Consider the following 24,018-nt stretch of genomic DNA (forward strand, 5'->3'; position numbering starts at 1 on the left):
CACACCCGCCCGGAGGAGCATCTCCATGACCGACCAGCCCATGCAGGGATCGACCGACGACTACTGCTCGGCGTTCCCCGGAGAGCCGCACCACCTGGTCCACAGCGTCCAGCCCAACGCCCGCATCTCCGTCAGCCGGTGCAGCCTCTGCGGCTGGATCAACTTCGCCGACCTCCGCGAGCAGGCGCTCGCGCTGATCGCCGAGGGCCGCCGCCAGGCCACCGAGGACCGCGCCGGAGCGTATGACCGGGGCGTCGATCGCGGATTCGCCGTGGCGGTCGCCGCGCTCCGCGACGACGAGCGCTACACCACCTGGTGGTCGAGCACGCCCGAGTCGGTACGCCCCACGGAGCCGATCCGCCGGCACCTCGCCGACTACCTCGAGGTGGTCGGCCCGTGGGAGACCGACCAGCCCACACCCGAGAGGCCGACCGTGGCTGAGATCTCCGCGTACGAACTGTGGCGCCAGGCGGGCGGCGGCACCGACGCCTACGACCAGGCCGCCTACCGCCAGCTCATGCTCGACCACGGCCTCCTCATCGCGCTGGAGCCGGGCGAGACTGCCGAGCCGCTGCCGTGCGGCTGGCCGCACCGGCGTGTCGCCGAGGGGAGCGACCACCGTGACACCTGACCAGCAGCCCGACGCCGACCGTGAGCGCGCGGGTGACCCGATCATCGACCAGCTCGCCGCCGCCCGCACCGACCAGGGCACGTCATACCGGCAGCTTCAAGCCATGTCGGGGCTGTCCAGCGGCTTCGTCTGCGAGGTCGAGCAGGGCAAGCACTCCGTGTCGCTGCAGCACCTGCGCCGGTGGGCCAAGGCGCTCGGCTACGAAGTCACACTCACACCGCTCGCCGCCATGCTCGTGGTCGTCCCCGAGGACACCACCTGCGCCGTGTGCGGCGACGACATCTGGGCGACCGAACAAGCGCGGCCGATCCCAGCCGGCCTTCGGTGCCTGGTCTGCGACGTACAAGACCGACAGCCCGCCGGGCAGCCCGAGGACGGTGCCTGATGCCCCGCCGCATGCTCGTCGTCACCCGCGGCACCGAGCCCCAGGCACTCCTGAAGCTCGAGGTCCTCAACGCCGACATGCCACACCCCGGCTGGATGCGCTTCGAGCTGCAGGCCAGCGCCCCCGACTGGGAAGAACCCACCATCTGCTGGTACCGCGTCCCGGACGGGGCGAGCGTCGAGCTCCAGTCCGAGGTGACCGACGCCGACGTCATGGCCCGGCTCGCCGAGCAGCCCGAGGACAGGTCCACGCGGCGCCGCCTGACCCTCGGACGCCTCCAGCTCTACGTCGAGCCCCGGGACGCCTGGATCGGCGTCTACGTCGCACCGCAGGCGGTCTACGTCCTGCCGCTGCCGTTCATCGTGCTCCGTTGGACACGGGCCGCGAAGCTGTCCGAGGGGAGCGACCGCCGTGCCTGACCTCCGACCAACCTGCCCCACCTGCGGCGCCGACGTCGACCGCCTCCAGCCCAGCCCCGACGTCGGGCAGGGTAGCCAGGCCAACGTCATCGCCATCTACCCCTGCGGCTGCTGGCTCTCCCCAGCCGACGCCCGGGCCCTCGTCGCCGCACACCGCCGGAGCCGCACCCCGTGACCCTGTACCACGACCGTGCCCAAGCCGCCCTCGACTCCCTCAGGGCGGCCCTGGACGCGCTGAGCTACCGCGTCGGCCAGGCCCTCGTCTGGGCCCGAAGCATCCCGCGGGCGAAGTCTGACGGCCTCCGCAGCCCCCGCTATGGCACCCGCGGCAGCACCGGCGGACACGGCGACCCCACCGCCGGCGTCCTCATCGGCGGCGTCGCCCGCGCCGAGCGCCAGTCCGCCCGCGCCGAGCACCTCACCGGCAGCGTCACCGACACCCTGCGCTGGATCGTCCGCCGCCTGCAGCTGCCCACCGCAGGCAACCCGCTCGACAGCATCGAGGCCGCCCTGCCCACCCTCCAGCCCGCCACCTGCGCCGAGCTGACCCTGTGGCTCGTCGGCGAAGACGGCCGCATCCGCGCGCACCTCGGCGAGCTCGCCGACTACTACGACACCGCCGAGGGCATCGCCGCCCGCCTCACCACGCCCGAGCGGCCGATCGACGCCGCCCGGATCCGGGACTGGGCGCGCCGCGCCCGGACCGCCGGCGACCGCCTGTACGGGCTGCTGCCGGCAGTGCGCACCGGCGGGCCGCGGACCGGCAACAGCTGGTACCGCTTCGCGGACGCTGAGCTTGTCGCAGGGCTCACAGCCAGGCAAAAGACGAGTGTTGACAACCAGGCCGCATGATCATGTACCCTGTGATCACACACTGGCTGCTACAGGTGGCCTGTGCCCACAGCCCGGTCGAGCAGCCCAAACGCTCCCGGAACCCCAAGGGAACACCATGGCCCGAGCACTCAGGGTCTGCTGCTGCATCGGCTGCCCCGCCCACCCCGGCAGCTGCCCCGACCTCACCCCCAACCGCCGCTGCGGCCGCTGCGCACCTGTTGCCGAACGCGCCCGAGGCACCCGACAGCAGCGCGGCTACACCACCGAGCACGACCGCCTCCGCGCACAGTGGAAACCCAAGGTCGACGCCGGCCGAGTCGACTGCCACGCCCAGCGCTGCCTCGAGCCCACCCGCCGCATCCGACCCGGCACACCGTGGGACCTCGGCCACACCGACGACCGGCGCAGCTGGACCGGGCCAGAGCACAGCAGCTGCAACCGCGCCGCCGGCGGACGCGCCGCACACCCACCACGCTGAGGACCAAGCCGTGAGCGCCACCGAAAACGCCATCGACGAAGCCATCGCCGCCCACGCCAAAGCCGAAGGCTGGACCGGCGTCACCGCCGGCTGGATCGTCCTCGTCGCCACCGTCGACCACGACGGCGACAACACCGCATCCGGCGTCGCCACCATCTACCAGGGTGGCGACATGCAATGGCCCCTCGCGATCGGCATCGTCGAGGCAGCACGGATCAAGATGCACGCCGACTACGCCCGAGGCGAACCGTGACCCAGACACAGGGCCCCGTGTGCGGCATGTGCCACCCGCCCCGCCCGAGCGACCTGACCCGAGGGCCAGCCACCACCATCCACCTGTGCCCCGGCCACCAGCAGCAGCACGGCCAGCTGATGGCCAGGCTCGCAGACCTGGCCGACACCATGGTGATGGTCGAGCGGACGCACGCCTTCCCGCACATCGTGCACGCCGACCTCGGTCCCTGACCGAAGGTCACCCAACGTAATCAGGGGTGGGGGGATGACCCCTATGTCCGATTCCCGCAGGACCGCCGGGGAGGCAGCTTCCCGTCTGTACGGGTCTGGGAGTTCCACGCACAGCCTTTTCGTCACGCAAGGTGACGGAGACCGATTGCGGCGCAAGGCCGTGAGAGGGTGAACACGCATGCCTGGTATGGGTCCACCGCCCAAGGCGGACGTGGACCGGCGCCGACGCAACGCCACGGTCGCGATGACGGAGCTGCCGTCGGAGGGCCGCGGCGGGAAGCGGGCGCCGAACTGGCCGTTGATCCCGGACGTGGTGCTGACCGCGAAGCGGGACCTCGCGTCGTGGAAGGTCGAGGAGGCCGAGTTCGCCCTGGGGGAGCTGCGCGCTGCGGGTAAGCCGTGCGGCGTGGCGGAGGGCAGGCTCGACCGGGCCAAGGAGGCGCTGCTGATCCTGGAGCGGCAGCTCGGCGAGCAGCGCAAGCTCGAGGCGACGCTGTGGAAGGAGCTGTGGCGGCTGCCGCAGGCGGTGCAGTGGGAGGCGTTGGGCTGGACGCGGGATGTGGCGCAGTACGTGCGGCACAAAGTGATGGCGGAGCTCGGCGACCTGGACTCGGCGAAGGAGGCCAGGCAGTGGTCGGACCGGCTCGGGCTGACCCCGCTGGCGATGCTGCGGCTGCGGTGGAAGGTCGTCGTCGACGAGACCGCGGCGCGACGGCAGGAGCGGCAGCAGACGGCCGCGCAGGCCGGGCCGGGGGTGTCGGCGAGGCAGCGGCTGAGAGTCGTTGACCCGGCTGGGGCGTAGCGGCGATGCCGTGGCGCGGGCCGAGTTACCCGGGTGAGTTCCCGAGCCTCGGCTGGCTGAACGGCGAGTGGATCGAGCGGCACTGTGTCATCCCGGACGGCGACCGGATCGGTGACCCGTACCTGCTCACGGACGAGATGTGGACGTTCCTGACGTTCCACTACCGGCTGCGTCCGAAGGCCACCGTCGAGGAGTGGCAGGCGGCGTGGGCGTACCGCAGGTCCCAGCTCGTCCGGCCGCAGAAGTGGGGCAAGGGCCCGCTGACGGCGGCGATGATCTGCGCCGAGGCGATCGGGCCGGTCCGGTTCGCGGGCTGGGCCGAGGGCGGCGAGCGGTACCGGTGCGCCGACCACGGCTGCGGCTGCGGCTGGGAGTACGTCTACGAGCCGGGCGAGCCGATGGGCCGGCCCTGGCCGCGTTCGTCGGTGTGGATCCAGGTCACCGCGACGTCGGAGGACCAGACCGACAACGTGTGGCGGGTCCTGCTGCCGATGATCTCGGCTGGCCCGCTCGCGAACGTGATCCCGGACCTGGGCAAGAGCGACATCAACGTGCCCGGCGGCGGCCTGATCGAGGTCGTGACGTCTTCAGGCCGGGCCCGGCTCGGTCAGCGGATCACGTTCGCGGTGCAGGACGAGACGCACTGCTGGCTGGAGAGCAACGGCGGCTGGAAACTGGCCGACAACCAGCGCCGGAACCTGTCCGGTACCGGCGGCCGGGCGGTGGAGACCACGAACGCGTGGGATCCGTCGGAGCAGTCCGTCGCGCAGCGCACGAACGAGTCGTCGGCCCGGGACGTCCACCGCGACCACCGCATCCCGCCGCGGCCGTCGCTGCAGAACAAGGCGGAGCGCCGCCGGGCGCTGCGGATCGCCTACGGCGACTCGATGGGCCCGGGCAAGTGGGTCAACATGGACCGGATCGACGGCGAGGCCGTCGAGATCGCAGAGAAGGACCCCGGTCAGGCGCTGCGGTTCTACTGGAACATCCCGGACGCCGGCGCCGGCGAGTGGCTCGACGGCGAGAAGTGGGACGCCCTGGCCAGGCCGCGGAACGTCCCGGACGGCACCCCGGTCGTGGGTGGCCTCGACGGGTCGGACACCGACGACTGGACGGCGATCCGGCTCGAGACGGAGGACGGCTACCAGTTCACGCCAACCTACGGGCCTGACCACAAGCCCTGCATCTGGAACCCCGCCGACCACGGCGGCCAGGTGCCGCGACTGGAGGTCGCCGCCGCCGTCGACGAGATCTTCGAGCGGTACGACGTCGTGCGGTTCATGTTCGACCCGCCCGACTGGAAGACCGAAGGGGACGGGTGGGCGGCGAAGTTCGGTGAGAAACGCGTCGTGCGGTTCGAGACGTACCGGTCGGTGCAGATGCACGCCGCCGTGGAACGGCTGCACACCGACGTGCTCAAGGCCGATTCGACGTTCACGCACGACGGTTGCGTAATCACGAAACGGCATGTGCGCAACGCCCGGAAGGCCGCCCGAACCGGGCGGGTGTACGTGCTGAAGAAGGCCTCGCCGAAACAGAAGATCGACGCCGCAGTGACCTCGGTCATCGCGCATGAGGCCGCGGGCGACGTCACGGCGGCGAAGCTGTGGCCGAAACCCAAGGTGAAGTCGAAGATGATCGTCCGCCGCTGACACGCGCAGGCCTCGGAAGGAGGGCGACGACGTTGGTGCTGCCCTCCGACCCGGACAAGGCCGTCGGGTACCTGTACCAGGAACTCGTCCGTGACGAGCCGCGGCTGAAGCTCAACGACCTGTACTACGAGGGTCAGCAGCCGCTGCAGTTCATGGCGCCGATGCTGCAGGACGAGCTCGGTGACCGGATCACCGAGCTGGTGCTGAACTGGCCCCGGCTGGGTACCCGCTCCTACCTGTACCGGCTGCGGCTGATCGGGTTCCGGTACGCGCGGCCGCGGCGGGCGCCGGTCGGGCCGGTCACCTCGGTCCCGGACGACGACCTGGACGATGAGATCTGGGGCGGCTGGATCGACAACGGGCTCGTCGCCGGCAGCCGACAGGGCATCATCGAGGGCCTGATCAACGGCCGCTGGTACACGATCATCGGCGGCCGCGGCGACGACGAGGACAGCGACGGCGAGGGGTTGCCGCTCATCACCGTCGAGCACCCCACCCAGGTGTACAGCGAAGCCGACCCGCGCACACGGCAGACCGCGGCCGCGGTGAAGCGGTGGATCGACGACTACGAGACCCAGGCCGCGACGCTGTACCTGCCGGACGAGACCCGCCACTACCGGATGACCTCCGGGGAGTGGCGGGAGCTGCCGGAGGAGCGCGACGAGCACGGCTTCGGCGTGGTGCCGGTCGTGAAGTGGCCGAACGAGGACCGGCTGCTGCGCCCGGGCGGCACGTCGGAGTTCCGCGACGTGATCCCGCTCGCGGACGCGGCCAACAAAATGGCCACCGACATGATGATCTCCGGCGAGTTCCACGCGATGCCGCGCCGCTGGGTGTTCGGCATGAAGGAAGACGACTTCGTCAACGAGGTCGGTGAGGCCCTGTCGACCTGGCAGTCGATCGCCGGCCGGCTGTGGGCCACCGACAAGAAACCGGACGAAGTCGCCGCCGGGCAGTTCCCCGAGGCGGACCTGTCCAACTTCCACAACACGATCAAACTGCTGGCGCAGCTGGCGGGGCAGATGCTGGACCTGCCACCGCACTACATGTCGTTCAACACCGACAACCCGGCCTCGGCGGACGGGATCCGGGCGTCGGACTCGCGGATGGTGGCCCGGGCCGAGGACAAACAGGTCGCGCTCGGCGAGGCCGCGAAACTCACGATGCGGATCTGGCACCGGTCCCTGACCGGGATCTGGGACGCCCGGCTGCGCCGGCTCGAGCCGGTGTGGCGGGACCCTGCCACGCCGACGGTGGCGCAGGCCGCCGACGCCGCCGTGAAGCTGTACCAGGCCGGGATCGTGCCGCTGCGGCAGACCCGGATCAAGCTCGGTTTCCAGCCGGCCGAGATCGACCAGATGGAGGCCGAGGACGCCAAGGCCGCGGCCGCCGACCCCCTGGCCGACATCGCCCGCCAGCAGGCGGGCAGCGGCGCCGACCAGCCCGACCTCGACGGCCCCGGCACCGACGACGAGGAGGACGACGACAGCGGCGGGCAGGCGTGAGCACCGCCGGGGCGCTGCGGGTCGCGGAGCGCCACGCCGGCCGGCAGCGGCGGCTGATGCGGTCCGTGTCCGCCGCTATGCGCCGACTGTGGTCGTCGGTTACCTTCGCCGACCTCGACGGGTCATGGCTGGCGGTGTCCGACACCGCGCTGGTCACCGTGACCGCCGCGCAGCTCGCCGCGGCGGGCACCGCCGACGCATACCTCACCGCGGTCCTCGCCGAGCAGGGCATCGACCCGGCCGGTGCCGGGCGGGTCGTGCCGGAGCGGCTCGCCGGGATCGCCAGCGACGGCCGGGCCCTCGAGACGCTGCTGCAGCGGCCGGTCGTCGCCGCGAAGCTCGCGATCCGCGCCGGGGCGACGCCGACGCGGGCCCTCGCCACCGGCTACGCCACCCTGGACCTGATCGCGACCACCCAGGTCGGCGACGCGGGCCGGGCCGCCGACCAGGTCGCGCTCACCGCCCGCCGGCGGGTCGGCGGCTACACCCGGATGATCTCCGGGCGGTGCTGCTCGCGGTGCGCGATCCTCGCCGGGCGCTGGTACCGCTGGAACACCGGCTTCCTGCGGCATCCCCGCTGCCGGTGCCGGCATATCCCGAGTGCTGAGGACCGGGCCGGTGACCTGCGCACCAACCCGCGGCTGTACTTCGCCAGCCTCCCCACCGCCGACCAGAACCGGCTGTTCACGAAAGCCGGGGCGGAGGCGATCCGCGACGGCGCCGACATCAGCCAGGTCGTCAACGCCCGCCGCGGGATGAGCACGACCAGGCTGGCCGGCCGGGACCTGGCGGTCACCACCGAGGGCACGACGACCCGCGGAGTCGCCGGTCGCCGGCTCGGCGCGAGCACCACCGCCACGAAGGCCGCCGGCGACCGCTACCGGCGCGCGAAGGCGCCGCGGCTGATGCCCGAATCGATCTACCGGATCGCCGACGGCGACCGGGAAGAGGCGATCCGGCTGCTACGCGCCAACGGCTACCTGCGGTAGCCACTCAGACCACCCGGGCGCGCAAGGCGCCGGGCTGATTCCGCAACGGAGTCACACGTGAAGATCACACTGCCGGTGGTAGGCCCAGACCTGCCGGTCCACCCCTACACCGGCCTCACCGCGATCGGGCTGCGCCGCAACGGTGCCCCGATCTGGCCCGTCCGTGGCGGCGCCCCCGACGCAGACGACGACGAGGACGGCGGCGACGACGACCAGGACGCCGGCGACGACGACCAGGACGATGCCGGCGACGATGACCAGGACTCGGGCAAGGACCAGGACAAGGACAAGCCGCTCGGCCGTGCCGGGGAGCAGGCCCTGTCCCGGGAGAAGGACAAGCGGCGCAAGGCCGCTGCCGCCCTACGCCCCTGGACCACCCTGGCGAGGGAGCTCGGCGTGTCCACGCCGGCCGAGGTCAAGGCGCTGGTCGACAGGAAGGCCGGCGACGACAAGGACGCCGACACCGAACGGCAGCGTCGGGAGGCGGCGACGGCCGCGACCGACAAGGCCAACGCCCGCATCGTGCGGTCAGAGGTGAAGGCCGCCGCCACGGGGAAGCTCTCCGACCCGAAGGACGCCCTCGTCCACCTCGACCTCGGCCAGTTCGAGGTCGACGACGACGGCGACGTCGACGAGGACGCGATCGCCGAGGCGATCGACGACCTGCTGAAGAAGAAGCCGTACCTGGCGGCCACGCCAGCGAAGAAGCGTGGCCAGCAGAAGGACGCCTCCCAGGGCGCCCGGAACAAGGCCACCACCTCCGCCGCGGACCGGGCCAGCGCGCGGCTCGTCCGCCTCGGCCTGAAGAAGCCAACGAGCAGCTGACCCAGCCCCGCACGTACCCCGGATGAGGCACGGTCGGCGGCCCGGATCACGAGAAGAGGGAATCCATGTACAGCGACATCGGGCTGACCAAGACGTCCGGGGTGACCGGCGGGCCCAGCTGGGCCGGCGAGTTCCCCGTCGACGTCGCCCCGATCACCCTGGACGCCGACGCGTTCCTCGCCGTCTTCACCGACGGCTACGTCCCGTCCGGTGTGGTGATCGCGAAGGTCACCGCGACCGGCCGGTACGCCCCGTACGGCGGCAGTTCCGAAGAGGTCCAGACCGTCACGATTACCGGCACCCCGACCGGCGGCACGTACACGCTGACGTTCAACGGGCAGACCACCGCGGCGATCCCCTACAACGCGACCGCCGCGCAGGTGAAGACCGCCCTCGAGGCGCTGTCGACGATCGGCGCCGGCAACGTCACCACCGCCGGCGGCCCGCACCCCGGCACCGCGGTCACGGTCACGTTCGTCGGGACCCTGGCCAACACCAACGTGGCCCAGATGACCGCGAACTCGGCCGGCCTCACCGGCGGCAGCACCCCGACGGTCACCGTCACCACGACCACGGCCGGCGGCACCGAGCTCGGCTCGGCCGGCACCGAAACCGCCCGCGGGCACCTGCTCAACGACCGGCAGGTCCGCGCCGGCAAGCACGTCGACGCCGCCCTCTACTACCGCGGCCGCGTCTACGAGGACCTGCTCCCCGCGGGCAGCCTCTTCGACGAGAACGCCCGCGCTGACCTCGCCGCCAGCATCTACTACGACAAGGTGGGCGCCTGATCATGGCAACGATGGCCCTCGAACTGACCGACCCCGAGGAGATGACCCTCGTCGCTCGGCAGATCCCGTTCCCCGGCGGTGTCCTGGACCAGTGGCTGCCGCCGCAGACCCGCCGCGACCACCGCTACCGGTTCCGCCGCTCCGACCGGTCGCTGCGCCGGGCGATGCCGTTCCGGCCCTGGAACACCCCGGCCGTGCCGCTCGACCGCGGCGAAAACTACGAGGTCACCGGCCGGATGCTGCCGCTGTCCGGCATCCTGTGGCTGCTCGAGGAGGAGGCGCAGCTGCTCGACGCAGCCCGCGCCGCCGGCGACGAGCAGGGCATCGCCGACGTCTTCGACCAGGACCTGGTCAACCTCACCCGCGGCGCGCTGCAGCGCATCATGATCGCCCAGGGTGAGGTGATCTCGACCGGGAAGGTCACGATCGGCACCCAGGCGGCGCCGGAGAACCGGCTCCAGCTCGGCTCCGTCGACTTCGGCCTGCCCGCGGCGAACTACATCACCGCCGCGACGCTGTGGTCGGCGCCGACCCCGGACATCCTCGGCCAGTTCGACCTGTACAAGCAGGTCTACAAGAAGGGCACCGGCGGTGAGGTCGTGCCCGGCGCGGCGATCATCTCCACCCGCATCCGCAACGTCATGCTCAAGGACACCGACCTGCGCAACCTGCTCGCGACGCTGATCGGGGCACCGCCGTCGATCAGCGAGCAGGCGCTGCGGTCGCTGCTGACCGACCGGGAGTTCCCGGAGCTGATCGTCGACGACACCGAGATCCCCGACCACACCGGCAAGATGGTCCGGCAGATCCCCGACGACCGGATGATCCTGCTGCCGAAGCGGCCCAGCCAGCCCGGCGGCATGATCGTCGGCCGGACCCAGTGGGGCCTGACCGAGGAGGCGAAGAAGATCCAGCGCGCCAACCGGATCAGCGCCGAGAACGCCCCCGGCCTCGTCGCGGTCGCGATGGAGTCGGAGAACCCCGTCCACACCGGGACGCTGGTCACCGGCATCGCGATGCCGGTGCTCACCGACCCGGACCTGGTCATGTCCGTGAAGGTGCTGTAACCCATGGCGAAGATCCTCAACGCGAACACGATCGTCCGCGCCTCCGACGGCACCCTCGCCCTGCTCACCGAGGGCATGCCCGTGCCGCGGTGGGCCGCCGACCAGGTAGGCGAGCACCTGCTGACCAGCGCTGGCGACCCCGCCGACACCGTCGACGAGGTCGCCGACCTGCGCCGCCAGTTGGCCGAGGCCAACGCCGCGCGGGAGGCCGCCGAGGCCGCCCTGGCCGACCAGCACGACGTCGACGTCGACGACGAGGACGAGGACGAGGACGAGGACGACGACGTCGAACCGGGCGAGCTGGGGGAGCCGGGCGAGCCGGGCCCGGCCGGCGACAGCGCGAGCAAGCCGCCGCCGCGGGCCGGTGCCGGCTCCGACCGCGAATCGTGGGCCGCCTACGCCACCCGCAACGGCGTCGACGTGGCCGCCGACGCCAAGCGCGACGAGATCATCGCCGCGCTCGACACCGCCGGCGTGCCGACCAAGTAGCACCCTCCTCGAGGGAGCGGAATCCAGACCCGCTGTGGCTGCCGGAGCGGGCCGGCAGCCACAGCCGGACACAACTTCAAGGAGGCGGCCCGTGCCGGAGCTGTTCGAGCTCACCGAGCTCGCGTCGTACCTCCAGCAGGACCTCGACGCATCCAGCGCCACCCTGGCCCGGGAACTGACCACCACCGGAATCCGGCTGGTCGTCGGCCCGGCCCGGTGGGCAGCACTCACCACCGGACAGGCCACCGATCTCAAGGGCCTCGCCCTCGACATCGCCCGCCGGCTGTACCTCAACGCGGAGATGCGCCGCTCGGAGCGGATCGACGACTACGAGTACACGAACGCCACAGAGACGCTCGGCGACACCGAACTCGACGAGGACGAGAAAGACCGGGTCCGGCGGATCTTCGGCATGCGGACCAGCGGCGGCGCCTACACCATCACCCCAGCCAGCCCACGCCCACGGCACGCGTGCTCGCCGGCGTACCGGCGCCCGATCTACTAGGAAACGGAGGCGGCCGGGATGGCCGACGGCGTCTTCAACAACGTCAAGGGCAAGGTCAAGTACTACACCGAGCTGCCCGCAACCAACGACGCGCTCATCGTCGTGCTAATCAAGGCCAGCGGTCTCGAGGCCGACGACACGCTCAACAACTACGACGACCTGGCCGCGCTGCTCGCCGCAGCCAACGACGAGGCCGACTTCACGAACTACACCCGCAAGACCCTGGCGTCGATCACGAACACCGTCGACGACACCGCCAACCGGTTCGACGCCGACGCCGCCGACCTCACCTACACGTCGGCGGGTGGCGCGACGAACAACAGCATCGGCAAGGCGATCGTCTGCTACGACCCGGACACCACGACCGGCACGGACAGCTCGATCATCCCGCTGACGTACCACGACTGCGTGTTCACGACCGACGGCACAGATCAGGTGGTCTCCTTGGCCGCCGCCGGCTTCTACCGCGCGCAGTAACACGGAGGGGGTACAGCCGTGGGCCGGCGCTTCAACGGCAGCAGCGACTTCCTGCTGATGAACATCGGCAGCGTGCTGGGCACGCTGGACGGCGGCCCCCGCACGTTCGCGTACATCGCCCGCCTCTTCGACCAGACCGACGGCGCGGTCATCCACACCCGCATCGGCTCGTCGACGGCGAACAATGATCAATGCTGGTGGGTCGAGCACGCCGGAAACGCGTGGAACTACGGCACGAGGGTGGCGGCCCGCGATATCGGCGACGCCCCGATTGGTGACCTCGCGGTGTTCGTCGTACGGAAGGCCGACGGTGGATCGGCGTTCCCCCGCGGCCGGGTCATCAACCTCGACGCCAGCAGCGCGGTCACCGATGTCACGGCCGGTACCTCGCTCCCGGACAACGATGCGCCCGGCGTCACCGGACAGCTGCGGATCGGCCAGTGGCCCGCCAGCGAGTTCCTGAACGCCGACCTGTTCTGCCTGGCCACGTGGAATCGTGAGCTGTCCGACGCCGAGACGCTCGACCTGGACCCGGCCGGCGGTGCCACCTGGGCCGATTGGCTCGACGCTGGCGGGCTGGGCAGTGGCTTGGTCGGCGCGTGGCCCTTCAACCAGGCCACCAGCACGGACCCGGTCCCGGACGACTCCGGGAACGGCGCCACCTCGTCGGCGATCACCGGCACGACGATCGTTGCTGAACCGGCTGCCCTCAGCGGCTTCTTCACCGCCGGTAACCCGCCCGTGGTCCTCGGCCAGGCCGTCGAGTCGGACACCGCGGCCGCACTGACCCGCACGAAGCGGCGCAGCCTCGGCCAGGCCACCGAGACCAGCACGGCGAACCCGCTCACCCGGTCGAAGCGCCGGGCAATCGGCCAGGCCATCGAGGTGGACACCGGCGGCGCGCTGACGCGGGTCAAGCTGCGGCTCCTCGGCCAGGCTGTCGAGAACGACACCGGCATGCAGCTGGCCCGGTCCAAGCGGACCACGCTCGGCGGCGCCGTCGAGACCGACACGGCCCGACCGCTGACGCTCGGCGGCGCCGTCGTCCTCGGCCAGGCGATCGACACCCAGCTCGCGCTGCCGCTGTCGACCCTGTCCGTCGTGGTGCTCGGCCAGGCCGTCGAGACCAGCAGCGCCAGCGTGCTGGGGCGCAGCAAGCGGCGCAGCCTCGGCCAAGCCGCCGAGACCGACACCGCGAACGCTGTCACCGCGCCCAGCCACGGACGGCCCGTCGTCGCCCGCCCGAACACCGGCCGGGTCATCCGACCCGACACCGGCCGCGTGATCCGCCCCTGAGGAGGTGCCCGTGTCTCGTGAGAGCGTCCTGGCCGCCGGCCGCCGCGCCGCCGAGCGGGGCATGGTCGACACCTGCCGGATCACGCGGGTCACCGCGGTCGACACCGATGAGACCACCGGCGAGACGACCTCGGTGGTCGAGACCCTCTACGACGGCAGATGCCGGGTGCAGCGGCGGGGCTCCGAGGCGCAGCGGGAGAACATCGGAGAGGCGTCGCTTGTCCTGCTGCGCGTCGAGCTGCAGCTGCCGATGTCCGCGGCAGGGCTGCGGGAAGGCGACGACGTGGAGATGACCACCTCGGTCAACGATCCCGACCTGGTCGGGAGGACGTTCCGGGTCCGGGACGTGCCCGACAAGACCGACGCGACGGCCCGGCGTCTGACCTGCGTGGAAGTGACGAGCTGATGGTGGCCGTAACAGCAACCGTGACCGGTGAACGCGAACTTCTAGCGCTCCTGACAAGGGCGCAGGGCCGGGCGCCGGACGAGGTGCGGGCGGTCGTGACCAAGGGTGCCCTGAACATCAAGAACGACTGGCGGCAGCGGTGGTCCGGGATCGCCCACGCGCCGGCGCTCGGCTCGGCGGTGACGTTCGACGTGTTCTACACCCTGACCGCGGTGAACGCCGAGATCGGCCCTGATAAGCAGCGCCGCCAGGGAGCCTTGGCCAACCTCATCGAGTTCGGCAGTGAGAACAACGCGCCGATCCCGGGCGGCCTCCCGGCGCTGCAGACCGAAGAGCCGAAGTTCGCGCTGGCGCTCGAGGGCGTGCCGATGAAGCTCCTGAGCTAGCTCTGCCGATCGCTCGAACGGAGGTGGCGAGTGTCGCTGCAGCTGCACGCCAACGCGTTCCTCGGGCTCCTCCGCGAGTCCGCCGGGCTGGTCGTCCTGCCCGTCGCGCCAGGGACGCCCGGGAGCGGGCGGGGCATCGTCCCCGCCGGCAGGAAACCGCCGTACGTGGTGGCCTACTTCGCCGCCGAACGGCCGTCGGGTGGCCGGCTCGACGGCCGGTCGACGCGCATGGTCGTCCGCGGCTACTTCCACTGCGTGGGTGAGACCACCACCGCTGCTCAGGCGGTCGCCGACCAGGTCGCTGCCGCAGTGCTCGACGTCAAGCCGGTCATCGCTGGGCGGGCCTGCTGGCCGATCCGGCACGAGGCCAGCCAGCCGCCGCCCGAGCCCAACGAGTCCACCGGAGGGCTCGTCGTCGACCTGGTCGACGTGTACCGCCTGGAGTCCATGCCCGGCTGAGGGCACAACGTACGACGAGGAGCATCGATGGCGGAGATTCTGCCTGTCACCCTGGGTAAAGCGGGGACGAAGCCGACACTCAACAACGCGGCCGCCGGCGACACCGCGAGGTGCGGCGACGGCTACTTCCTGGTCGCGAAGAACACCACCGGGTCATCGGTCACCCTGACCATCGTGGTGCCGGGGAACACGTCCTACGGCGAGCCGAACCCGGACCCGCAGTGGACCATCGCGGCCACCACCGGTGAGGTGTGGATCCCGCTGATCGACGCCTACCGCGACCCGTCCGACGGGAAGGCACACCTGACCTGGTCCGCTACTGGTGCTGGGATCACCCGCGCCGTCGTCAAGCGGTAGGCGGCCATGCCCAACTGGATCAGGGTCAAGGACGACGTCACCGGGCACGAGTTCGACGTCGAGGAGCGGGCCCTGCGGCCCGGCGTCACCCCTATCGCGTCGTACCCGGCGAACAGCGGCCCGAACGCGCGGCCGCGGCCCGCGAAGACGCTCGTCGACAAGGACGGGAAGCCGGCCAACCGCCCGGCGCCCAGCGAGCTCCACGACAGCGGCGACCAGTCGGAATCCCCGACCGGCGAGACCGCCACTCGAGGAAAGAGCCAGCGAACCCGACCGGCCGCGCCGGCTGAGAGCGAGGAGAAGCAGTCATGACCCAGCCGACGTCCGTGCCCGCCGATGGCAGCCTCAAAGCAGTCTGGGTGCCCGTCCTGGCCGACCCGACCAACCCCACCGCCGCCGAATGCAACGCCGGCGGCGCCCTCGACGCCTCGTGCTACCTGACGGACACGGGCTTCACGCCGAACACCGACGAGCAGGCGATCGTCGACAACCGGCTCTGCTCCCGCCAGACGTTCGAGCAGCCCGGCCGGTACACGGACAGCCTCGAGCTCGGCTACGTCCACAACCCGGCCTCGCCCGGCGACAACCAGGCCTACACCACGTTCGCCTACCGCACAGCCGGGTACATCGTCACCCGGTGGGGTCTCGACTTCGAGGACGACATCGCGGCCGGCGACATCGTCGACGTCTACCCGGTGAAGTGCGGCATCCAGCGGAAGTCTCCGCCCGAGGCGAACTCGGTGCTCAAGGTCATGCAGAAGATGTTCGTGACCGGCACCGTCCGGCGCGACGTGGTCGTCTCCTGATGGCCGACTTCGCGGAACTGCTCGGGCAGGCCCGCCTGCCCGAGCGCACCGTCTCCGTGTGTCTCCGCGGCGACCTGGTCGCCGAGCTGGAGGAACTCGACCGCCAGTTCGACGAGGCCGAGCAGGCGCCCGCCGGCGACGGCCGGCTCACGTCGGGCGCGGCACGGCGGCGCATCGCCGAGCAGGCGGCCGAGCTGCGCGAGCAGATGCAGCAGTCGACGGTGGCGTTGCGGCTGCGCGCGCTCGCCCGTCGATCGTGGGACGCCCTGGTCAAGGCGCACCCGCCGCTGGAGGGGAACCAGGAACACGCCGCCCTCGGCTACAACAGTGACACGTTCTTCGAGGCGCTGGTCCGCGCGTCGATCATCGATCCGGTGATCACCGCCGAGCAGTGGAACCAGGTTCTGGACGTGCTCACGGCACGCCAGTGGCGGACGATCGTCGGCGCCGCGCAGGCGCTCAACGTGCGCGATGTCGATGTCCCTTTCTCGCGCGCCGCCTCGCAGCTGACTCAGGGCTCCGAACCCGAGTAGAGACCGCGCGGCGGCTCGGCATCAGCCTCCGGGCGTTCGATGGGTGGACCCCGCAGCGGGTCACGGTCCACGAGTACGACGGCGCCACCGGCCGGCTGGTCCGGTCGTTCGAATCCGTCGAGTCCGAATGGGACGCCACCGAACAGGGCTGGATGCTCGCGCTGGCCGAGCATGAGGCCAACCGCTGCCACGTCTGCGGAGGTGACCTCCGCCAGTGCTGGGACCGCGACAGCGAGGGCGGCTGGCGTGTCCCGGCGCCCATCCGGTGCCAGCGGGCAACCGCGATCGCGAACGCCCGGAAGTCCTACGACGAGAACCCGGACGTACCGGCGGCGCATGCGCTGATCTTCTGGGCCGAGCGACGAGAGGGGGGAACCGACGATGGCCGTCCGCACCGTGTCCGTCGCGCTCAAGGCGCAGGTCGGTGATCTCGTCTCCGGGTTCGGGACCGCCGTGCGGGCGACGAAGGGCTTCAACGAGGAGCTCGCCAAGCTGGGCCGGGAGGCGCCGCACAAGCTCAACGACATCACGATGGCGGCCGGCGGGATGGGGCTCGCGCTGCTGACCGCGGCCGGGTACGCGGTGAAGGCCTCCACCCAGTTCGACAAGCAGATGTCCGAGGTGGGTGCGGTCGCCGACGCGACCGGGCAGGAACTCGGGAAGCTGCGCGAGGCCGCCCTGGCCGCTGGTGCGGCAACCGCCTACTCGGCGACGGAGGCTGCGAAGGCGGAGGCCGAGCTGGCCAAGGCCGGCCTCAGCACGTCGCAGATCCTCGGCGGCGCCCTCACCGGGGCCCTGTCGCTGGCCGCAGCCGGGTCCCTCGACCTCGCCGAGGCCGCGGACGTGGCGGCCAAGACGATGAACGTCTTCCAGCTGTCCGGCCGCGACGTCGGCCACATCGCCGACGTGCTGTCGGCGGCGGCGAACAAGTCGGCCACCGACGTCCACGAGCTTGGCCAGGCCCTGAAGATGGGCGGGCTTGCCGCCAACGCGGCCGGGATCACGCTCGAGGAGACCGTCGGGACCCTCGCCGCGTTCGCCGACCACGCGCTGGTTGGTTCCGATGCCGGTACCAGCCTCAAGACCATGCTGATGATGCTGCAGGCGCCGACCGAGAAGTCGGCGAACCTGATGCACGACCTCGGCATCGAGGCGTACGACACCGGCGGCACGTTCGTCGGTGTCGCGAAGCTCGCCGACGAGCTGCAGACGTCGCTCGGTGGCATGACCCAGGAGCAGCGCAACGCCGCCCTGGCGACGATCTTCGGCGCCGACGCCATGCGAGCGGCCAACATCCTCTACGAGCAGGGCGCCCGCGGCATCCGCGAGTACACCGAGGACGTGAACGACCAGGGCGCCGCCGCCGAGGTCGCCGCGAAGAAGCTCGACAACCTCGCCGGCGACCTCGAGCGGCTGCGGGGATCGATCGAGACCCTGGCCATCGACAGCGGCTCCGGGGCGTCCGGCGGTCTGCGGAAGCTGGTCCAAGGCCTGGACTCTGTCGTCGACTCGGCTTCCGCCCTACCGGCCTCCCTCCAGACCGGCCTGGTCGTGCTCGGAGGGGTCGGCGGTGCCGCGCTCCTCGCCGGCGCTGGCCTGCTCAAGGCTAAGCAGGCCACAGACGAGGCGCTCAGGTCCATGAGCGAGATGGGGCCCACCGGCGCGCGGGCCTCGCGGGCGCTGAGCGTGATGGCGTCCTCCGCGACACGGCTGGGTGTCGCTGCCATCGCGCTGCAGACGTTCTCGGCGGCGTGGGCCGCGTTCGGGTCGGACCCGTCGGCGGAAGCCCTGAAGATCCCTCGTCTCGCCAAGGACCTCGAGGAGTTCGCCAACAGCGGCAAAGTCGCCGGCGAGGCGGCGAAGAACTTCGGGAGGGACCTGGAGCTGCTGAAATACGACCTGGGCACGCTCGACACCAGCGGCGGCGCCAAGTTCGGCAACTGGCTCGCCGGCACCGTCGAGGGTCTCACCGGCCTCGGGAACGTCGCCGACGAGAGCCTCGTCCACGCGAAGCAGCGCCTGGGTGAGCTCGACAGTGCACTCGCCCAGATGGTGACCTCCGGCAATGCCGAGGAGGCCCAGAAGGCTTTCGACCGCATCGCCGAGGCCGCGAAGAAACAGGGCGTGTCCATCGACGAGCTGAAGGCCGGCCTGCCTCAGTACGTCGCCGCCATGGCGGACGCCGACGCGGTCCAGCTCAAGGGCATCGAGGTCAACGAACGCAACAACCAGTCGTTGATCATGATGAACAGCAGCCTGCGAGCCGTGATCTCATCCCTGGGCAGTTTCCAGGCGGCGTGGGAGCAGTTCAACGGCGGTGCGATCAGCATGTCGGAGGCCCAGATCGCCGTCGAGGACGCCCTAGACGGGCTCGACGAGCAACTCGACAAGCACAACGCCAAGCTCAACGCGTCGAAGACCGGCTACGACCTGAACACCCAGGCGGGTCGCGACGCGCAGCAGATGCTGAACGAGGTCGCCAAGTCGGCCGCGGCCGCCGCGCAGGCCACGTACGAGCAGACCGGCAGCGTCGACCAGGCCGCCGCGACGTTCGAGAGCTACAAGCAGCGGCTCATCGAGACACTCGACCAGAGTGGCCTCACCCGGGCCGAGGCCGAAGCTTTGGCGGAGCAATACATGCAGATGCCGAAGACGGTACTGACGAACGTCCAGCTGTACGGCACCGACAACGCCGAGGAGCAGATCAGGCTGCTGAAGGAGTCCCTCGAGCGCGTGCCAGGCTCCAAGACGATCAACATCAACGTCAGGGCGAACCTGCCGCCGGGCATCTCCATGGGCATGCTTATGCACCAGGCCGACGGCGGGGTGGTGGAGTTCTACGCCGCGGGCGGGGTCCGTGACCCCAACCGCGTCGCGCAGATCGCGCCCGCCGGCGCGTGGCGTGTGTGGGCCGAGCCGGAGACCAAGGGTGAGGCCTACATCCCGTTCGCCGAGTCCAAGCGTGGCCGGTCGATCCAGATCCTCACGGAGACGGACGCTCGCCTTGGGTACCCCCTGACCCAGCGAGCCATCGCCAACCAGGGACCGTACGACGGGATCCTGGCGGCCGGCGGCAACCGTTTCACCGCCTGGCCCACACCTATGTCGGCGAGCGCTGCTCCGGCGGCCGCAGCCACGGTCTCCGACGTGCGGGCGATGGCCCGAGAAATGGTCGCCGCCCTGTCTGGCGGCGTCAAGGTCTACCTCAACGGGACCCTCGTCGGCCAGGGGCAGGGCCGGGAGGCAGACCTACTTCGGCGCGGAGGATGAGCCGCGCCGCTTGACCAGCACAACGATCAGCACGACGACGGCCACGACGGCCAAAACACAGATCCCGCAGGTGGCCAAATGCCACGGCTTGAGTGCACCCATGGGCGTCGATGGTAGCGGCGCCCTCGCTCTCCGTTCGGCTCGTCTCGACCGTCGAACGAACGACCCAGTTCCAACACCCAGACGGGCCGCAAGGCGGACATACCGCGCAAGGGAGAGTAGATGGCCGACGAGCCGTATCTCGTCCAATTCGTCGACCGCATCGGCACGGACCCGACAGTCCGGCTCGACGTCTGCGGTGACATATGGTCGCTGCAGGCCGACTCGGACCTGACGCCACCAGCTGTCGATCGGGCCTACGGCGGGTCGTTGCTCACTGATGGACGGCCCGTCACTGCGGCCGCGTACGGCAACCGAGTCCTCCGCCTGGAACTCCTGCTCCTGGACGGCGTGACCGAGGACGATGCCGCTGCGCATGTGCAGAACCTGACGAGGGAAATCAGCCGCCCGGCCAACATCCTGAGGTGGCAGCCTGGCACGAGCCAGCCCGTCTTCTTCAGGACCTTGTTCCCCGAGTTCGGGCGGGTGATCTGGGAGCCCTCGCAGAAGCGCTGCAGCCTGATCATTCCGGCCGAGCCGTTCGCGTACGGGGTCAAGGTCGACCTGTGCGCCCCGATGAACTCGAACCCCTACTTCGAGGCCAACGTGGCCGGCTGGACGCCGACCGGCGGCACGTTCGTGCGGTCGACGGCGCAGTCCCATCAGGGTGTCGCGGCGGGGCTGCTCACACCGTCGGGTGTCGCTTCGCTGGTGTTCGCGTTGGCCGACCCAGTGCCGGTGACGCCGGGCGTCCAGTACCGGGCGGCGGCGTGGGTGCGGTGCTCGGTCTCCCGCAACGTGGACCTGGCCGCGGCCTGGACGGATGCCGGCGGTGCCAACGTATCCGCCGGCGGGTCGCTGAACAGCGCGGACGGTGTCACGGTCGCGGTGACCGGGCTGACCTGGACGCTGCTCGAGACGATCGTGGTACCGCCGCCGGGTGCGGTGCAGGCGTCGTTGCGGGTGCGGATGACCGGCACGCCGCCCGCTGGGAACTTGCTCTATGTGGACGAGGCCACGCTGTCGCCGGCGTTCGAGGTGTTCAACGACTCGACCCAGCCGTCCCCGCCGCTCAATTCGAACCCCTACTTCGAGATCGACGCGTCCGGCTGGAACGGCACGTCGGCGACACTGGCCCGGTCGACGGCGCAGTTCCGCACGGGATCCGCGTCGCTGCTGCTCACGACCACCGGGACGCCGGCGCAGGCGTACGCCCGCGCTGAGGCGCCGGTGGTCGCCGGCCGTTGGTACACGGTGTCGATGTGGTGCTACAGCGTCGCCGGCTACGGGTCCGTGTCGGCGTCGGTCGACTGGCTCGACGCCTCCCACACGTATATGTCGACCGACAACGGCGGATCGAGCGCGCTGGGTGCCGCGACGTGGGCCCGGCGCGTGTTCACCGTGCAGGCACCCGTCGGGGCCGCCTTCGCACAGTTCGGGCCGACGCTCGGCAGCAACCCGCCAGCCGCCACGCAGGTGTACGTCGACGACGCGCAGATCGGCGAGATCGGCGGTTCGTACGCGAACGGCTGCTACTTCGACATCGACGGCGCCTCGATCATCGGGGATGTCGAGACGCCACTGTTCCTGTCGGTGCAGGGCGCCGATCTGGCTGTGACCGGCCGGCGGACGTCTGTGATGGGTGTCCGCCGCCGCGGCGCGCCGGTCCAGGCGCCGCTGTCCTGGCAGGTCGAGGGGTCGACGCTGAACAGCGACAGCAGCCTCCAGGCCAACGACGCGGCCATGTCCGGTTTCGGGCAGAACTTCGTCCGGACGTCGTTCTCGACAACGACGGCGTTTGCGACCAGGGCACAGTGGGGGATCTGGCCGCCTGTCCCGAGCGTGGACAGCCGAGGCACCTACCGGGCGTTCCTGCGGTGCCGCAAGACCAGCGGCGGCGACACGATCAACGTGCTGCTGACCGTCAACCTCGGCAGCGTCAATGTGGTCGGTGCCCCGGCCGCGGTGCCCAACATTTTGCCCAGATGGGTCGACCTGGGCCTGTTCCAGCTGCCGGCGGGGGCGGATCCAGTGACGGACGGCTACTCCGGTGTGCCGCTGCCGGCGACGGGCATGCAATGGCGGCTCACCGCAGAGCGGGCCGCCGGGGTCGGCAACCTCGACATGGACGCGTTTGTCCTCGTCCCCGCCGACGACCGGCAGGCAGCGATGAAGTGGCCCGAGTTCATGCCCAGCGCGAACGCGTCGATGATCCTCGACGGTGCTTCCGGCCAGATCTACGCACTCGGGATCAACGGCGACGCGCAGTCGGTCCAGCCGGTCGAGCTGGCCGGCGGCCTGCCCATGGTCTCGCCGGGGCAGACAACCCGGATCGTGTGGCTGCTCGACGTCGCCACCGTCGTCGGCGGCGACGACAAGACCCTAGCCACGACGATCAAGGCCTACTACTGGCCCAGGTTTTTGTATGTGCGGGGTGCGGTGTGAGCCTCACGATCCCGCTCACGGTGCGGCTGGTGACGTCCCGCGCTGACCGGCACGTCACCTCCGAGGTCCGCGACCTGACGATCCGCAGTGTCGTGCCTGGTGGGTTCGCGTCCATTCAGATCAGCTTGGCCCGGCCGCTGATCTTGCAACCGGACGAGATCGCCTACTACGGACGGTGCATCGTCTACGACGCTCGCAACCGGTCGGTGGTCTGCGAGGGCCGGCTCGAGGACCCGGGCCGCGGCGCGGGCGACGACGGGCAGATCTGGCGCCTGGTGGCGCTCGGTCCGTCCGCGCACGCGTCCGACCGGACGGTGCCGCTGATCCTGGTCGACGACGACATGTCCCGGTGGACGGCAGTCGAGGTCGCAGCGTGCCCCGACGGGCAGGCCAGGGTCGGCGACGACATGACGATCTTCCCGGGCGAGCCCAGCATGACGCTCCAGATGCCCAACGGGACGCCGGTCACGAACGTGAGCTACATCGGCCGGGCCTACCTGCCGATCGCGCGTGCCGGCCAGCGGGTCGCCCGGTTCGACTGGAAGTGGGACGCGGGTCGCACCACCAGCGACCTGCGGCTGCGTGCGTTCGCACGGGACACGCCGACGTGGGCGTCGACGTTCGCGATGATCCGCAACGAGGCCGGGAACACGGCGGGCGGCGGGCTGTCGCCCCGGGTCATCGGCACCGACTGGACCGCGGGCAAGGACGCGGTCGACGTGCGCCTCGCCTGGACCGGCGCGACCACGTCGGTCGGCGACGACGTCACGTGGGGCGCGTGGGCTGGCATGGTCGTGCAGGCCACCCGCTACAACAAGTCCGGCGTCGAACTGCTCACCGGCGCGTCATACCCCAACAACACGATCCTCGCGTCGGATGCCGTCGAGGACGCCCTCGGCAGGCTCCTGCCCGGCTATGACGGCCCGAACGCGCGGATCGACGCCACGACCTACCCGATCCAGCGGCTGGCCTACCCCGACGGCATCAGCGCAGCCGAGATGTTCGCCGACCTGATGCAGCTGGAGCAGGACTTCTACTGGGCGGCGTGGGAGGCGAACGCTGCCGGGAAGCACCGCTTCGAGTGGCGGCAGTGGCCCACCGTCGTCAGGTACGAGGCCGACGTCGTGGACGGCTTCGACTCGCCGGGCTCTGCTGACGGGCTCTACAACGGGGTCATGGTCCGGTACCGCGACGCCGCCGGCGAGATCCGCAGCGTGCGCCGCACTCAGACCGTGCCCGAGCTCGACGCCGCCGGCATCGTCCGTGACGGGCCCGTCGATCTCGGCGATGACCTGGGATCGGCGGCCGACGCTACACAGGTCGGTGACCAGTGGCTGGCCCAGCACCGGCAGCCGCCGAACGCTGGCACGCTCACCGTCGCCCGGCGCGTCCTCGACATGGTCTCCGGCCGGATGGTCGAGCCGTGGGAAATCCGCCCGGGCGAGCTCATCCGGGTCCGCGGCGTCCTGCCCAGAGTTGACGCCCTCAACGCCACCGCGCGGGACGGCGTCACCGTCTTCCGGATCGTGGAGACGACCTACCAGGCGTCGACGGCCGCCGCGACGCTGTCGCTCGACTCGTACCCGGTGACCGTGCCCCGCCAGATCGCGCAGCTGCAGGGCCGCCGCATCACCCGCCGCCGATAGCCGG

General features: G+C 70.9%; 29 protein-coding genes. 28 read left to right on the plus strand and 1 reads right to left on the minus strand.

The window, feature by feature from the left end; all coding sequences use genetic code 11:
* Positions 1-25 precede the first annotated feature (25 nt).
* The 26 genes from ABZS66_RS19130 (at position 26) to ABZS66_RS19255 (ending at position 19,824) form a co-directional block, all read left to right on the plus strand.
* On the plus strand, positions 26-631 hold the full coding sequence (locus tag ABZS66_RS19130) for a hypothetical protein (RefSeq protein ID WP_354759307.1): 606 nt from the start codon (positions 26-28) through the stop codon (positions 629-631).
* A complete protein-coding gene (locus ABZS66_RS19135) occupies positions 621-1,016 on the plus strand; it encodes a helix-turn-helix transcriptional regulator (RefSeq protein ID WP_354759309.1) in 396 nt (131 codons plus the stop codon). The genes ABZS66_RS19130 and ABZS66_RS19135 overlap by 11 nt, the downstream gene beginning before the upstream one ends.
* Positions 1,016-1,435, plus strand: coding sequence for a hypothetical protein (locus tag ABZS66_RS19140; protein ID WP_354759311.1), 420 nt, complete (start codon positions 1,016-1,018; stop codon positions 1,433-1,435). The genes ABZS66_RS19135 and ABZS66_RS19140 overlap by 1 nt, the downstream gene beginning before the upstream one ends.
* Positions 1,428-1,610 (plus strand): hypothetical protein, encoded by a 183-nt coding sequence (locus ABZS66_RS19145; RefSeq protein WP_354759313.1) that lies wholly within the window; start codon positions 1,428-1,430, stop codon positions 1,608-1,610. The genes ABZS66_RS19140 and ABZS66_RS19145 overlap by 8 nt, the downstream gene beginning before the upstream one ends.
* The gene (locus tag ABZS66_RS19150) at positions 1,607-2,287 is read left to right on the plus strand and encodes a hypothetical protein (RefSeq protein WP_354759315.1); all 681 of its coding nucleotides are present in this window, start codon (positions 1,607-1,609) and stop codon (positions 2,285-2,287) included. Before ABZS66_RS19145 ends, ABZS66_RS19150 begins: the two co-directional genes overlap by 4 nt.
* A 470-nt stretch (positions 2,288-2,757) precedes the next feature.
* Positions 2,758-3,000 (plus strand): hypothetical protein, encoded by a 243-nt coding sequence (locus ABZS66_RS19155; protein ID WP_354759317.1) that lies wholly within the window; start codon positions 2,758-2,760, stop codon positions 2,998-3,000.
* Positions 2,997-3,212 (plus strand): hypothetical protein, encoded by a 216-nt coding sequence (locus ABZS66_RS19160; RefSeq protein WP_354759319.1) that lies wholly within the window; start codon positions 2,997-2,999, stop codon positions 3,210-3,212. The genes ABZS66_RS19155 and ABZS66_RS19160 overlap by 4 nt, the downstream gene beginning before the upstream one ends.
* A 178-nt stretch (positions 3,213-3,390) precedes the next feature.
* Complete coding sequence (locus ABZS66_RS19165; protein ID WP_354759321.1) at positions 3,391-4,014, plus strand: hypothetical protein; 624 nt, start codon at positions 3,391-3,393, stop codon at positions 4,012-4,014.
* 5 nt (positions 4,015-4,019) lie between these two features.
* Entirely contained in the window at positions 4,020-5,666 is a 1,647-nt protein-coding gene (locus tag ABZS66_RS19170) for a hypothetical protein (RefSeq protein ID WP_354759323.1), read from the plus strand.
* A gap of 35 nt (positions 5,667-5,701) precedes the next feature.
* Positions 5,702-7,171, plus strand: a complete 1,470-nt coding sequence (locus ABZS66_RS19175; RefSeq protein ID WP_354759437.1) for a phage portal protein — start codon at positions 5,702-5,704, stop codon at positions 7,169-7,171.
* The gene (locus ABZS66_RS19180) at positions 7,168-8,160 is read left to right on the plus strand and encodes a hypothetical protein (protein ID WP_354759325.1); all 993 of its coding nucleotides are present in this window, start codon (positions 7,168-7,170) and stop codon (positions 8,158-8,160) included. Before ABZS66_RS19175 ends, ABZS66_RS19180 begins: the two co-directional genes overlap by 4 nt.
* Before the next feature lie 57 nt (positions 8,161-8,217).
* Positions 8,218-8,985: a hypothetical protein gene (locus ABZS66_RS19185; protein ID WP_354759327.1), complete on the plus strand. Its 768-nt coding sequence runs from the start codon at positions 8,218-8,220 to the stop codon at positions 8,983-8,985.
* A 65-nt stretch (positions 8,986-9,050) separates the two neighbouring features.
* Positions 9,051-9,773, plus strand: coding sequence for a hypothetical protein (locus ABZS66_RS19190; protein ID WP_354759329.1), 723 nt, complete (start codon positions 9,051-9,053; stop codon positions 9,771-9,773).
* A 2-nt stretch (positions 9,774-9,775) separates the two neighbouring features.
* A complete protein-coding gene (locus tag ABZS66_RS19195; protein ID WP_354759331.1) occupies positions 9,776-10,840 on the plus strand; it encodes a major capsid protein in 1,065 nt (354 codons plus the stop codon).
* A gap of 3 nt (positions 10,841-10,843) precedes the next feature.
* Positions 10,844-11,329, plus strand: a complete 486-nt coding sequence (locus ABZS66_RS19200; protein ID WP_354759333.1) for a hypothetical protein — start codon at positions 10,844-10,846, stop codon at positions 11,327-11,329.
* A 91-nt stretch (positions 11,330-11,420) separates the two neighbouring features.
* Complete coding sequence (locus ABZS66_RS19205) at positions 11,421-11,834, plus strand: hypothetical protein (protein WP_354759335.1); 414 nt, start codon at positions 11,421-11,423, stop codon at positions 11,832-11,834.
* Between the two features lie 18 nt (positions 11,835-11,852).
* A complete protein-coding gene (locus ABZS66_RS19210; protein WP_354759337.1) occupies positions 11,853-12,311 on the plus strand; it encodes a hypothetical protein in 459 nt (152 codons plus the stop codon).
* An 18-nt stretch (positions 12,312-12,329) separates the two neighbouring features.
* Positions 12,330-13,607, plus strand: coding sequence for a hypothetical protein (locus ABZS66_RS19215; RefSeq protein WP_354759339.1), 1,278 nt, complete (start codon positions 12,330-12,332; stop codon positions 13,605-13,607).
* Positions 13,608-13,617: 10 nt separating this feature from the next.
* Complete coding sequence (locus ABZS66_RS19220) at positions 13,618-14,013, plus strand: DUF6093 family protein (protein WP_354759341.1); 396 nt, start codon at positions 13,618-13,620, stop codon at positions 14,011-14,013.
* Between the two features lie 95 nt (positions 14,014-14,108).
* On the plus strand, positions 14,109-14,399 hold the full coding sequence (locus ABZS66_RS19225; protein WP_354759343.1) for a hypothetical protein: 291 nt from the start codon (positions 14,109-14,111) through the stop codon (positions 14,397-14,399).
* Positions 14,400-14,429: 30 nt separating this feature from the next.
* A complete protein-coding gene (locus ABZS66_RS19230) occupies positions 14,430-14,858 on the plus strand; it encodes a hypothetical protein (protein ID WP_354759345.1) in 429 nt (142 codons plus the stop codon).
* A 27-nt stretch (positions 14,859-14,885) separates the two neighbouring features.
* A complete protein-coding gene (locus tag ABZS66_RS19235) occupies positions 14,886-15,215 on the plus strand; it encodes a hypothetical protein (RefSeq protein WP_354759347.1) in 330 nt (109 codons plus the stop codon).
* 6 nt (positions 15,216-15,221) lie between these two features.
* Positions 15,222-15,527, plus strand: a complete 306-nt coding sequence (locus tag ABZS66_RS19240; protein ID WP_354759349.1) for a hypothetical protein — start codon at positions 15,222-15,224, stop codon at positions 15,525-15,527.
* Positions 15,524-16,021 carry a hypothetical protein gene (locus ABZS66_RS19245; protein ID WP_354759351.1) on the plus strand — a complete coding sequence of 166 codons (498 nt, stop codon included), beginning with the start codon at positions 15,524-15,526 and terminating at the stop codon, positions 16,019-16,021. Before ABZS66_RS19240 ends, ABZS66_RS19245 begins: the two co-directional genes overlap by 4 nt.
* The gene (locus tag ABZS66_RS19250) at positions 16,021-16,554 is read left to right on the plus strand and encodes a hypothetical protein (protein WP_354759353.1); all 534 of its coding nucleotides are present in this window, start codon (positions 16,021-16,023) and stop codon (positions 16,552-16,554) included. The genes ABZS66_RS19245 and ABZS66_RS19250 overlap by 1 nt, the downstream gene beginning before the upstream one ends.
* 381 nt (positions 16,555-16,935) lie before the next feature.
* Entirely contained in the window at positions 16,936-19,824 is a 2,889-nt protein-coding gene (locus tag ABZS66_RS19255; RefSeq protein WP_354759355.1) for a phage tail tape measure protein, read from the plus strand.
* On the opposite strand, the gene ABZS66_RS19260 is transcribed toward ABZS66_RS19255, so the two are convergent.
* A complete protein-coding gene (locus tag ABZS66_RS19260; RefSeq protein ID WP_354759357.1) occupies positions 19,804-19,926 on the minus strand; it encodes a hypothetical protein in 123 nt (40 codons plus the stop codon). The two genes, ABZS66_RS19255 and ABZS66_RS19260, sit on opposite strands and share 21 nt — an antisense overlap.
* A gap of 120 nt (positions 19,927-20,046) precedes the next feature.
* Between ABZS66_RS19260 and ABZS66_RS19265 the strand changes: the two genes are divergently transcribed.
* Both ABZS66_RS19265 and ABZS66_RS19270 read left to right on the plus strand, forming a co-directional pair.
* Positions 20,047-22,368, plus strand: coding sequence for a carbohydrate binding domain-containing protein (locus ABZS66_RS19265; protein WP_354759359.1), 2,322 nt, complete (start codon positions 20,047-20,049; stop codon positions 22,366-22,368).
* Positions 22,365-24,014 (plus strand): hypothetical protein, encoded by a 1,650-nt coding sequence (locus ABZS66_RS19270; RefSeq protein WP_354759361.1) that lies wholly within the window; start codon positions 22,365-22,367, stop codon positions 24,012-24,014. Before ABZS66_RS19265 ends, ABZS66_RS19270 begins: the two co-directional genes overlap by 4 nt.
* The last annotated feature ends 4 nt before the right edge of the window (positions 24,015-24,018 follow it).

Source organism: Dactylosporangium sp. NPDC005572 (assembly GCF_040605515.1).
In the GTDB taxonomy this organism is placed as follows: Bacteria; Actinomycetota; Actinomycetes; order Mycobacteriales; family Micromonosporaceae; genus Dactylosporangium.